The 12,241-nt window shown below is 62.5% G+C and carries 11 protein-coding genes; 9 read left to right on the forward strand and 2 right to left on the reverse strand.

Translation table 11 applies throughout. The features are described from left to right. Nucleotides 1–45 precede the first annotated feature (45 nt). Both E8E78_RS23360 and E8E78_RS23365 read left to right on the forward strand, forming a co-directional pair. Entirely contained in the window at nt 46–291 is a 246-nt protein-coding gene (locus tag E8E78_RS23360; RefSeq protein ID WP_003253308.1) for a GlsB/YeaQ/YmgE family stress response membrane protein, read from the forward strand. A gap of 48 nt (nt 292–339) precedes the next feature. Further along, the gene (locus tag E8E78_RS23365) at nt 340–873 is read left to right on the forward strand and encodes a DUF3299 domain-containing protein (RefSeq protein ID WP_161775560.1); all 534 of its coding nucleotides are present in this window, start codon (nt 340–342) and stop codon (nt 871–873) included. A 123-nt stretch (nt 874–996) separates the two neighbouring features. Here the strand turns inward: E8E78_RS23365 and E8E78_RS23370 are convergent, their stop codons facing one another. Both E8E78_RS23370 and E8E78_RS23375 read right to left on the reverse strand, forming a co-directional pair. Next, nucleotides 997–1,893, reverse strand: coding sequence for a D-hexose-6-phosphate mutarotase (locus E8E78_RS23370; RefSeq protein WP_061204047.1), 897 nt, complete (start codon nt 1,891–1,893; stop codon nt 997–999). Nucleotides 1,894–1,964: 71 nt separating this feature from the next. Next, nucleotides 1,965–2,363, reverse strand: coding sequence for an acyl-CoA thioesterase (locus tag E8E78_RS23375; RefSeq protein WP_016489852.1), 399 nt, complete (start codon nt 2,361–2,363; stop codon nt 1,965–1,967). Nucleotides 2,364–2,723: 360 nt separating this feature from the next. Here E8E78_RS23375 and E8E78_RS23380 point away from each other — a divergent pair, with 360 nt between their 5' ends. The 7 genes from E8E78_RS23380 (at nt 2,724) to E8E78_RS23410 (ending at nt 12,142) form a co-directional block, all read left to right on the forward strand. Further along, complete coding sequence (locus tag E8E78_RS23380; RefSeq protein WP_049277693.1) at nt 2,724–4,013, forward strand: MFS transporter; 1,290 nt, start codon at nt 2,724–2,726, stop codon at nt 4,011–4,013. Nucleotides 4,014–4,186: 173 nt separating this feature from the next. Continuing rightward, entirely contained in the window at nt 4,187–5,185 is a 999-nt protein-coding gene (locus E8E78_RS23385) for a phosphate ABC transporter substrate-binding protein PstS (protein ID WP_049277691.1), read from the forward strand. 139 nt (nt 5,186–5,324) lie between these two features. Beyond that, entirely contained in the window at nt 5,325–7,613 is a 2,289-nt protein-coding gene (locus E8E78_RS23390; RefSeq protein WP_049277689.1) for an ABC transporter permease subunit, read from the forward strand. 71 nt (nt 7,614–7,684) lie between these two features. Continuing rightward, nucleotides 7,685–9,301, forward strand: a complete 1,617-nt coding sequence (gene pstA, locus E8E78_RS23395; protein WP_280312761.1) for a phosphate ABC transporter permease PstA — start codon at nt 7,685–7,687, stop codon at nt 9,299–9,301. A gap of 102 nt (nt 9,302–9,403) precedes the next feature. Further along, complete coding sequence (gene pstB / locus E8E78_RS23400) at nt 9,404–10,237, forward strand: phosphate ABC transporter ATP-binding protein PstB (protein WP_016502253.1); 834 nt, start codon at nt 9,404–9,406, stop codon at nt 10,235–10,237. Between the two features lie 73 nt (nt 10,238–10,310). Further along, complete coding sequence (gene phoU, locus E8E78_RS23405) at nt 10,311–11,081, forward strand: phosphate signaling complex protein PhoU (RefSeq protein WP_049277688.1); 771 nt, start codon at nt 10,311–10,313, stop codon at nt 11,079–11,081. 164 nt (nt 11,082–11,245) lie between these two features. After that, nucleotides 11,246–12,142 (forward strand): response regulator, encoded by an 897-nt coding sequence (locus E8E78_RS23410; RefSeq protein WP_059394544.1) that lies wholly within the window; start codon nt 11,246–11,248, stop codon nt 12,140–12,142. Nucleotides 12,143–12,241: the final 99 nt, after the last annotated feature.

Genomic DNA, 12,241 nt, shown 5'->3' on the forward strand with positions numbered 1-12,241 from the left:
CGTCTAGGCTTTGGCTTGTTCCATATTCACTGCAGAGGGATTGCCATGGGCATCATTGGAACCATCTTCATCGGCCTCATCGTCGGCCTGCTGGCCCGCTTCATCAAGCCGGGCGACGACAGCATGGGCTGGATCATGACCATCCTGCTGGGTATCGCCGGCTCCTTGTTGGCTACTTATGGCGGCCAGGCCCTGGGCATCTACCAGGCCGGGCAGGCGGCGGGCTTCCTTGGCGCGCTGGTCGGCGCCGTGGTCCTTCTGGTGATCTACGGATTCATCAAGAAACGCTGAATACTGGTTAGAATGCCCGGCAATTCATTCGAGCTGCCGAGCATTGCCATGCGAGCCTTTTTCCTCGTCCCCCTATTGTTGGCCAGTACCCTGGCCCATGCCGAATTGCCTGAAACCGACTGGCTGGAGCTGATGCCCAAGTCGGACCAGAAGGCGCTCGAGCAAATGCCCGAAATCGACCACAACTCGCCGGAAGCCATGGGCACCTTTACCGACAAGGGCGGGCTGAAGCAGAGCAAGGGCCTGCCAGCGGTGATGTATTCGACCAAGACCGTGGCGGCCATGAACGGCAAGGACATTCGCCTGGGCGGCTACCCGGTGCCACTGGAAAGCGACGCCAAGGGCAACAGCACGCTGTTCTTCCTGGTGCCTTACCCAGGCGCGTGCATCCATGTGCCGCCTCCGCCGCCGAACCAGCTGGTGCTGGTGCGCTACCCGAAAGGGTTGAAGATCGATGATATCTACACACCGCTGTGGGTCAGCGGCAAGCTGAAGGTGGAAAAGGTCAGCAATGACCTGGCCGATGCGGCCTATGCGCTGGATGCGGGGAAGGTGAGGGTGGTGGAAGACGCCGACCTCTGACACCTGGCCCGGCCTCTTCGCGGGCTTGCCCGCTCCCACAGGTAACCCACAATCTTCGAGGCTTGTGGAGAACCTGTGGGAGCGGGCAAGCCCGCGAAGAGGCCGGCAAAAACATTTCAGGCCTCAGATCATTTCACAACCGATCTGTACACCCAGCGAATGACTCGCCCCAGGCTTCAATTCCACCAGGTCATTCCACACATTCGCCGTCTCGATGCACAGCATCCGCTGCCAGCCGTCGTCAGCCATGTCCGCCAGCTCCCGCGCCCGATCAGTCCATGGGTTCCAGATCACCGCCGACCGCGAGCCGCTGCTGGTCAGGTTTATCCGCCGGTTCCAGTGCGGGTCGACAATGCTCAATTGCGAAGGGGTGTCGAGGTAGATCCGGTCAGTCTCCCCGGCAAACGCCAGTGCCCCCTGCTGCTGACGCTGTTCCCAGCCCGCCAGCGTTTCGATATAGCCCAGGCCTTCGACGCCTTCGACCCGCGCCTGGCGCACATCGCTGACCGCGAAGTAGCTGTGCAGTGCCTGGCTGATAGTAACGGGGGTGTTGCCCATGTTGCGGCTGGTCAGGTTCAGCTTCAGCGCCTCGTCCAGCTCCACCACCAGCTTCAGTTCGACATCATGAGGCCAGCCGGGTAGATCGCCCCGCGCTTCAGGCAACTGGAATTCGATGCGCAGGCCGGTGCCCGCTTCCTCGATACCTAGCAGCTGCCAGTCACGCGAGCGCGCCAGCCCGTGAGCAGGCGCCTGCTCGCCGTGGTACATGGCCTGAACGGCTTGGGGGTTGCGCTGCAGGTTGCCGAACCACGGCCAGCACACCGGCACACCGGCGCGGACCGACTTGCCCTGGCGGAAGATGGCTTGGTCGCTCAGCCACAGCAGCGGCGGCTCGCCGACCCGCTGGTAGCTGAGGATCTGCGCGCCCTGCTGGGCGATCAGGAGTTCGGCGCGGTCGCTGCTGATACGCCAGCAGTTGAGTTCGCCATGTTGCTCGGTTACGACCTGGTAGGTAGCCATTGCGTTAGTCTCATTGATTGCCAGTGGGCCTTGGACCCGGGCACATGCAATGAGTTTACCGCCCGCGTGGCTCAGCGACGAGGCACGGAACGGGTGCGGCCACTGCCGTCGATGGCAACGAAGACGAATGCTGCTTCGGTCACCTTGCGCCATTCACTGGACAACGGGTCGTCGCTCCACACTTCGACCATCATCTGGATCGAGCTGCGGCCGATTTCCAGGGTCTGGGTATAGAACGACAGCTGTGCGCCCACCGCGACGGGTACCAGGAACGCCATGCGTTCGATGGCCACGGTCGCCACGCGGCCACCGGCGACGCGGCTGGCCATGGCGGTGCCGGCCAGGTCCATCTGGGCAACCAGCCAGCCGCCGAAGATGTCGCCAAATCCGTTGGTCTCGCGCGGGAGTGCGGTGATCTGCAAGGCCAGGTCGCCTTGCGGGATTGGATCTTCTTGTTCGAGCTCAATCATGCGATGGGGCCTCTGACCCGTGACGCTTTCCGTTGATGTGGCGCAAAGGCCGGGTAAACGATTCAGCTTGAAACATACTACGCCGATTTCGTTTCACTGGACGGCCGTAGGGAAACTCTGCGAAACCGTCTGACATAAAGACCGGCGTTTTCGCACAACATCCCACGCTGGCAGCAACCTTTTCCTACGAATCGCCAGTATATAGAGCATAACCGCCAGCGACGACCGCGCATTCATGAATATCTGTATGGATTTTGTATCGCTTTCGGCGCGCCTCGGCAATTTGCTATCTTCGCCTGTCTCCCAATCCAGAAGCCGCGTGCCAAGCGGCCTGCATGCCCTACAAGAGAACAACGAGCGATGACTTCCGTGCCGAGCAGTATCGAGCAGCCCCCGCGGCCGCTGACCCGCAGTGATTACAAGACACTCTCACTGTCCGCCCTGGGTGGCGCACTGGAGTTCTACGACTTCATCATCTTCGTGTTCTTCGCCACGGTGGTCGGCAAGCTGTTCTTCCCGGCCGACATGCCCGAGTGGCTGCGCCTGATGCAAACGTTCGGCATCTTCGCCGCCGGCTACCTGGCGCGGCCGCTGGGCGGCATCATCATGGCCCACTTCGGTGACCTGCTCGGGCGCAAGAAGATGTTCACCCTGAGCATCTTCATGATGGCCCTGCCGACCCTGATCATGGGCCTGCTGCCTACCTATGCACAAATCGGCATGTGGGCGCCGATCCTGCTGCTGCTGATGCGGGTGATCCAGGGCGCTGCGATTGGTGGCGAGGTGCCGGGCGCCTGGGTGTTCGTCTCCGAGCACGTACCGGCGCGCAACACCGGCTATGCCTGCGGCACCCTCACCGCAGGCCTGACGGCGGGCATTCTGCTGGGCTCGCTGGTGGCAACCCTGATCAACAGCGTGTACAGCGCTGAAGAAGTGGCCGATTACGCCTGGCGTATTCCGTTCCTGCTCGGCGGTGTGTTCGGCCTGTTCTCGGTGTACCTGCGCCGCTGGCTGCACGAAACCCCGGTGTTCGCCGAGATGCAGCAACGCAAGGCGCTGGCCGAGGAGCTGCCGCTACGCGCCGTGCTGCGCGACCACCGCGGCCCGATCATCCTGTCGATGCTGCTGACCTGGATGCTGTCGGCCGGTATCGTGGTGGTTATCCTGATGACTCCTGCGCTGCTGCAGAGCTTCTACCACATCAGCCCGATCGACTCGCTCAAGGCCAACAGCATGGCCATCGTGCTGCTCAGCTTCGGCTGCATCGGCGCTGGCAGCCTGGCCGACCGCTTTGGCGCGGGGCGGGTGTTCGTGATCGGCAGCCTGTTGCTGCTGGCCAGCTCCTGGACCTTCTACCACAGCCTGCCGACCCGGCCCGAGCTGCTGTTCCCGCTGTACGCGCTGACCGGCCTGTGCGTGGGTGTGATCGGCGCGGTGCCTTATGTAATGGTCAAGGCATTCCCGGCGGCGGTGCGCTTCAGCGGGCTGTCGTTCTCGTACAACGTGGCCTACGCGATCTTCGGCGGTTTGACGCCGATGGTGGTGACCGCGCTGCTGAAAGTAAGCCCGATGGCGCCTGCCTACTATGTGGCAGGGCTGTGCGCCGTTGGTCTGGCCGTGGGCCTGTACCTGCTCGCCAACAAGCGCTGATCTGTTTCGGGGCTGCTGGCCTCTTCGCGGGCACGCCCGCGAAGAGGCCAGACCTGCTATCAGTGATGGCCTTTCATCCAATTGTCACAATGAAGTCATATCGTGTTCATGCGGCCTGCCGATACTTGGGCCCGTTCCATCCAACACCCCAATATTCCTGCTAGGAGCAAGGCATGAAACTGAAGCGTTTGATGGCGGCCCTCACCTTTGCCGCCGCTGGCGTTGCAACCGCCAACGCGGTAGCCGCTGTCGATCCTGCAATCCCGACCTACACCAAAACCACCGGTGTTTCGGGCAACCTCTCCAGCGTCGGTTCCGATACCCTCGCGAACCTGATGACTCTGTGGGCCGAGGCCTACAAGAAGGAATATCCGAACGTAAACATCCAGATCCAGGCTGCCGGCTCTTCCACTGCGCCACCCGCGCTGACCGAAGGCACCGCGAACCTCGGCCCGATGAGCCGCAAGATGAAGGACGTCGAGCTGCAGGCCTTCGAGCAGAAGTACGGCTACAAGCCGACCGCCATCCCGGTCGCCGTCGACGCCCTGGCCGTGTTCGTGCACAAGGACAACCCGATCAAAGGCCTGACCATGGAGCAGGTCGACGCGGTCTTCTCCTCCACCCGCCTGTGCGGTGGCAAAGCAGACGTGAAAACCTGGGGCGACCTGGGTGTGACCGGCGACCTGGCCAACAAGCCAGTGCAGCTGTTCGGCCGTAACTCGGTGTCGGGCACCTACGGCTACTTCAAGGAAGAAGCCCTGTGCAAAGGCGACTTCAAGCCTAACGTGAACGAACAGCCTGGCTCGGCTTCGGTCGTGCAGTCGATCAGCAGCTCGCTGAACGGCATCGGCTATTCGGGTATCGGCTACAAGACCGCCAGCGTGAAGACTGTTCCGCTGGCCAAGAAAGGCAGCACCGAGTACATCGAGGACAACGAAGAAAACGCCCTGAACGGCAAGTACCCGCTGTCGCGCTTCCTGTACGTCTACGTCAACAAGGCCCCGAACAAGCCTCTGGCCCCGCTGGAAGCCGAGTTCGTCAAGCTGGTGCTGTCGCAAGCGGGCCAGCAGGTCGTGGTGAAGGATGGCTACATCCCGCTGCCGTCCAAAGTCGTCGCCAAGACCCTGGCTGACCTGGGCCTGTCGCACGCTGGTAACGTAGCAAAGAAGTAAGTAACTGAAGAAGGGGCCGGTGCTGACGCCCGGCCTCTTCCACGAATTTCCAGTCCGAAGCCAGGTCCCCTGTGCGGCGGGCTTTCGTGCGTCACCACTTTGTAATGTTTTTGTCACACGGGACCGCTAGGGTGTGCGCATGAATGATCTGGCCAATTCCAACATGACCCAAAACTCCCAGCCCGTGCGCATTGATTTCAATACGCCCGAGTTGCAACGCAAGCGCCGCATCCGCGCGCTGAAGGACCGCCTGACCCGCTGGTACGTGCTGGTGGGCGGGCTTGCCGTATTGGCGGCAATCACCTTGATCTTCTTCTACCTGGCCTATGTGGTGTTGCCACTGTTCCAAGGTGCCGAGCTGACCAGCAAGAAGGCCCTGGAGCCGACCTGGCTGCAGCAGGATGCCGGCAAGCCGCTGCTGATTGCGCTTGAAGAACAGAACCTGGTGGGGATGCGAGTTTCGGACAAGGGCCAGGCACTGTTCTTCGATACCAAGACCGGTAACGAGCTCAAGCGGGTCGACCTGCCAGTGCCGGCAGACACCCAGGTAACCTCGATCAGTAGCGACCAGCCGGGCAGCCCGTTGGTGGTGCTGGGCTTGTCCAATGGTCAGGCGCTGGTGTTCCACCACACCTACAAGATCACCTACCCGGACAACAAGAAAACCATCACCCCCGGCATCGACTACCCCTACGGCGAGCAGCCGTTCGTGCTCGACGAACAGGGCCGTGCGCTGGAGCACGTCAACGTCAACGTCAATGGCGACACCCTGGTATTGGCCGGGTCCACCGGCGCGCACCTGCAGGTGGTGCAGCTGACCCGCACCGAAAACATGATGACCGAAGAGGTCACCACCGAGCAGAACCGTATCGTGCTGCCGCAGATGACCGAAGCAGTGAAGAACATCTTCATCGACCCGCGTCAGCAGTGGCTCTACGTGATCAACGGCCGCGCCACCGCCGACGTGTTCAGCCTGCGTGACAAGAGCCTCAACGGCCGCTACAAGCTGGCCGAAAGCGCTGACACCGAAATTACCGCCAGCGCCCAGTTGGTCGGCGGCATATCGCTGATCATCGGTGACTCCAAAGGTGGCCTGGCCCAATGGTTCATGGCACGAGACCCGGACGGCGAATCGCGCTTCAAGCAGATCCGTACCTTCCAGATGGGCAAGGCCCCGGTTGTGCAGATTGACGCCGAAGAGCGCCGCAAGGGCTTCATCGCCCTGGACGCCGACGGCAAGCTGGGCGTGTTCCACAGCACCGCGCACCGCACCCTGTTGGTCGAGCCCGCTGCCGAAGGCCCTGGTATTCTGGCCCTGTCGCCGCGTGCCAACCGCATCATTATTGAAGAAGGCGGCAAGCTGCTGCCGCTGAGCCTGCGCAACCCGCACCCTGAAGTCTCCTTCAGCGCGCTGTGGGGCAAGGTGTGGTACGAGAACTACGACGAACCGAAATACGTCTGGCAATCGACCGCTTCCAATACCGACTTCGAACCCAAGCTGAGCCTTTCGCCGCTGACCTTCGGTACGCTGAAAGCCGCGTTCTACGCGATGATCCTGGCCGCCCCGCTGGCCATTGCCGCCGCCATCTACACCGCCTACTTCATGGCCCCGGGCATGCGCCGCAAGGTCAAGCCGGTGATCGAGTTGATGGAAGCGATGCCGACGGTGATCCTCGGCTTCTTCGCCGGCCTGTTCCTGGCCCCTTACCTCGAAGGCCACCTGCCAGGCGTGTTCAGCCTGTTCCTGCTGATGCCGCTCGGCATCCTGCTGGCCGGCTTCACCTGGAGCCGCCTGCCGGAGTCGATCCGCCTGCGTGTGCCCGATGGTTGGGAAGCCGCGATCCTGATACCGGTCATCCTGTTCACCGGCTGGTTCGCCCTGACCATGAGCCCGCACCTGGAAAACTGGTTCTTCGGCGGTGACATGCGCCTGTGGATCACCAACGACCTGGGCATCACCTACGACCAGCGCAACGCCCTGGTCGTGGGTATCGCCATGGGCTTTGCGGTCATCCCGAACATCTATTCCATTGCCGAAGACGCCGTGTTCAGCGTGCCGCGCAGCCTGACCCTGGGCTCGCTGGCGCTGGGTGCGACGCCTTGGCAGACCCTGACCCGCGTGGTCATCCTCACCGCCAGCCCGGGTATCTTCTCGGCGCTGATGATCGGCATGGGCCGTGCGGTGGGCGAGACCATGATCGTGCTGATGGCCACCGGCAACACTCCGGTGATGGAGATGAACCTGTTCGAGGGCATGCGCACCCTGGCCGCCAACGTGGCCGTGGAAATGCCGGAATCGGAAGTCGGTGGCAGCCACTACCGCGTGCTGTTCCTGGCCGCGCTGGTGCTGTTGATGTTCACGTTCGTCATGAACACCTTGGCCGAGCTGATTCGCCAGCGTCTGCGCAAGAAATACTCGTCGCTTTGATAGAAAGGTAGCGATCCGTGAAAAAGGATTCCCTCAAAGGCTGGTTCAAGAGCGGCGCCCCAGGCGTCTGGATGAGCGGCGGCGCCGTGGCCATGGCGGTGATCATGACCGTTGGCCTGCTGGCGGTAATTGCCGTGCGCGGCCTGGGCCACTTCTGGCCGGCCGATCTTGTCCAGGCCACCTACAAGGTACCGGGCCAGGCTGACCACATCGTCATCGGCGAAGTGGTGCAAAAGGAAGAGGTACCCCGTGCCCGCCTGAAGGGGGCCGGCCTGCCGGTACCGGAGCAGGGCCCGGAGTTCATGACCCGCGAGCTGATCAAGGTGGGTAACCGCGACCTCAACGGCAGCGATTTCACCTGGGTGGTCGGCGACTGGCTGGTCGATGAACAGCGCCCGGCCGACCTCATCGCCCTGGAGCGCCGCGAGTGGGGCAACTTCTATGGCTACCTGGTCAGCGTCAAGGAAGAAGGCCGCGTGGTTGCCGAAGGCCCTGCTGCCTGGAACGAACTGCAGGCCCGCCTCAAGCGCGCCAGCCAGCTCAACGGTGAGCTGCAGCAGCTGGAGAAGAAGGACATCGGTGCCATCAACCATGGCCTCGAGCGCCTGCGCCTGCAGGCCCGCAAGCTGGAGCTGGACGGCAAGCTGGACGCCGCCGCCCAGGCCGACATGGACGCCGACCGCGCCGAGCTGAACAGCCGCTACAAGGGCATCGAAGACCGCTTGAGCGGCCTGCACCAGGCCTTCGCCCGCGACAGCCTGGTGGCACGCGATGGCAACGGCCGCGAAGTGGAAATCAACCTGAGCAAGGTGGTGCACGCCATCCAGCCGAACGGCATGTCCGGCTTCACCAAGCTGGGTACCTACTTTGCCAAGGTGTGGGAATTCCTCAGCGATGACCCGCGTGAAGCCAACACTGAAGGCGGTATCTTCCCCGCCATTTTCGGTACCGTGATGATGACCCTGATCATGGCCGTGATCGTCACCCCGTTCGGTGTGCTGGCTGCCGTCTACCTGCGCGAATACGCACGGCAAGGCCCGGTGACCCGCCTGATCCGCATTGCGGTGAACAACCTGGCTGGCGTGCCGGCGATTGTCTACGGCGTGTTCGGCCTGGGCTTCTTCGTCTACGTGCTGGGTGGTTCTATCGACCGCCTGTTCTTTCCTGAAGCACTGCCGGCGCCTACCCTGGGTACCCCGGGCCTGCTGTGGGCATCATTGACCCTGGCACTGCTGGCCGTACCGGTGGTGATCGTGGCCACCGAAGAAGGCCTGGCGCGTATTCCGCGTACCGTACGCGAGGGCTCGCTGGCCCTGGGCGCGACCAAGGCCGAGACGCTGTGGAAGATTGTCTTGCCCATGGCCAGCCCGGCCATGATGACCGGCATGATCCTCGCCGTGGCCCGCGCCGCCGGTGAAGTGGCCCCGCTGATGCTGGTGGGTGTGGTGAAGCTGGCGCCTTCGCTGCCAGTGGACGGCAACTACCCGTACCTTCACCTGGACCAGAAGATCATGCACCTGGGCTTCCACATCTATGACGTCGGCTTCCAGAGCCCGAACGTCGAGGCCGCGCGGCCGCTGGTGTACGCCACGGCACTGCTGCTGGTACTGGTGATCGCCTCCCTCAACCTCTCGGCCGTGTGGATCCGCAACCACCTGCGCGAGAAGTACAAGGCGCTGGACAGCTGATCAGAGCTTTAAGTCACAAGCGGCAAGCTCCAAGCAGATTGCCGCTTTGCCCTAACTTGCAGCTTGCAGCTTCAAGCTCGCAGCTACAAACGGAGTGAGACCATGCAGCAAGATTCTCATACCCACGGCATCGACATGTCTGCCCTGGGCCGCAACAAGCAGGGCCTGCAACTGGCCGAAGAAACCGTGGCCATCGAAGTGCCGGGCCTGAGCCTGTTCTATGGCGACAAGCAGGCGCTGTTCGATGTCAGCATGAACATTCCCAAGCAGCGCGTGACCGCCTTCATCGGCCCGTCCGGCTGCGGCAAGTCGACCCTGCTGCGCACCTTCAACCGCATGAACGACCTGGTTGACGGCTGCCGCGTGGAAGGCGCCATCAACCTGTACGGCAACAACATCTACCGCAAGGGCGAAGACGTGGCCGAGCTGCGCCGCCGTGTGGGCATGGTGTTCCAGAAGCCCAACCCGTTCCCCAAGACCATCTACGAGAACGTGGTCTACGGCCTGCGTATCCAGGGCATCAACAAGAAGCGTGTGCTGGACGAAGCTGTCGAGTGGGCGCTGAAAGGCGCGGCCCTGTGGGACGAGGTCAAGGACCGCCTGCACGAGTCGGCGCTGGGCCTGTCCGGCGGCCAGCAGCAACGTCTGGTCATCGCCCGCACCATTGCCGTGGAACCGGAAGTGCTGTTGCTCGACGAACCTTGCTCGGCACTGGACCCGATCTCGACCCTGAAGGTTGAAGAACTGATCTACGAATTGAAATCCAAGTACACCATCGTCATCGTGACCCACAACATGCAGCAGGCGGCCCGGGTTTCGGACTACACCGCGTTCATGTACATGGGCAAACTGGTCGAATTCGGGGACACCGATACCCTGTTCACCAACCCGGCGAAGAAACAGACCGAAGACTACATCACCGGTCGCTACGGCTAGCAGCCACGCGGCCCGCTCCCACAGGGAATGACACGAACTACATGAAGCTTGCAGCCTCTTCGCGGAGCGAACGATGATCAACAAAGAAAGCCTTACGCACCATATTTCCCAGCAGTTCAACGCCGAGCTCGAAGAAGTGCGCAGCCATCTGCTGGCCATGGGTGGCCTGGTGGAAAAACAAGTCAACGACGCCGTTACGGCGCTGATCGAGGCCGACTCGGGCCTGGCCCAGCAAGTGCGCGAAGTCGACGAGCAGATCAACCAGATGGAGCGCAACATCGACGAGGAATGCGTGCGTATCCTCGCCCGTCGCCAGCCGGCGGCGTCTGACTTGCGCCTGATCATCAGCATTTCCAAGTCGGTGATCGACCTTGAACGCATCGGTGACGAGGCGACCAAGATCGCCCGCCGCGCCATCCAGCTGTGCGAAGAAGGCGAGTCGCCGCGCGGCTACGTCGAGGTGCGCCACATTGGCGACCAGGTGCGCAACATGGTTCGCGATGCGCTGGACGCCTTTGCCCGCTTCGATGCCGACCTGGCGTTGTCGGTGGCCCAGTACGACAAGACCATCGACCGCGAGTACAAGACCGCCCTGCGCGAGCTGGTGACCTACATGATGGAAGACCCGCGCTCCATCTCGCGGGTTCTGAGCGTGATCTGGGCGCTGCGTTCGCTGGAACGTATCGGTGACCACGCGCGCAACATTTCCGAGCTGGTGATCTACCTGGTGCGCGGCACCGACGTGCGCCACATGGGCCTCAAGCGCATGACGGCAGAAGTGCAGGGTACCGCTGTCGCCGATGGCGAAAAGGCTAATGTTTCGGGCGAATCTGACGATAAGTAAGGTTGCTCCCGAGCTTCGACGCCCGGCCTCGGCCGGGCGTTTTCGTTTGCGGTCGAGGAGCCGGCAGGCACCCGCGAACGATGTGAAGAAGTCCCGGCGTGACCAGGTTGTAGCAAATAGCCATTATTTGGCAGTAGGCTAGTCGGGATTCAGAAGGAGTGTTGATGAGTAAAGTGAATGTGCTGGTCGTGGATGACGCCCCGTTTATCCGTGACCTGGTCCGCAAGTGCCTGCGCAATGCCTTCCCGGGCATGGCCATCGACGACGCAGTCAATGGTCGCAAGGCCATGGCCATGCTCGGCAAGGAAGCCTTCGACCTGGTCCTGTGCGACTGGGAAATGCCGGAAATGTCCGGCCTGGAATTGCTCACCTGGTGCCGTCAGCAGCCTGCGCTGAAGAACCTGCAGTTCATCATGGTGACCAGCCGTGGCGACAAGGAAAACGTCATTCAGGCGATCCAGGCGGGCGTGTCCGACTTTGTCGGCAAGCCGTTCACCAACGAGCAACTGCTGACCAAGGTGAAAAAGGCGCTGACCAAGATTGGCAAGCTCGACAGCCTGATGGCCATCGGCCCGGCGCGGGCCAACTCGGCATTCGCCAACGATTCGCTGAGTGCCCTGACAGGTGGCAAGCCAGAGGCGGCCAAGGTGACGGCCCCCGCGCCAGCGCCGGGCGCTGCCAAGCCATTGGTCAATGCACCCACGCCGTCGGCCCCTGCTCCGACGGGGCGTGGCCAAGGCCAGTTGCGCCTGGCTAGCGGCATGCAACCGTGCGTGATCAAGGCGCTGAGCCTGAAAGAGGCACTGCTGGTGGTACGCCGCAGCGAAGCGCTGCCGCAGGTGCTGGAGGGCGCCGTGCTGGACCTGGAGCAGGGCGAGAACGCTGAAGTTGCGCGTTTGAACGGCTACCTGCATGCCGTCGCAGCCTTGGAGCCCAAGCCCGACAGCGACTGGCTACAGTTGACCTTCAAGTTTGTCGACCAGGACGCCCAGAAGCTCGATTACCTGTCGCGCCTGATTGCCCGCGGGACGGCGCAGAAGCACTTCACCCCCGGCGCCTGACAACCAGGCAGCAGGTCAACCCTTGTGGGAGCGCCCCGGCAAGGCCGCTCCCACAGAGAAAGCGCCATCCGACCAACTGCAATACCTGCCTCAAAACCC

Source organism: Pseudomonas sp. BN505, from assembly GCF_029873175.1.
GTDB lineage: Bacteria > Pseudomonadota > Gammaproteobacteria > Pseudomonadales > Pseudomonadaceae > Aquipseudomonas > Aquipseudomonas putida.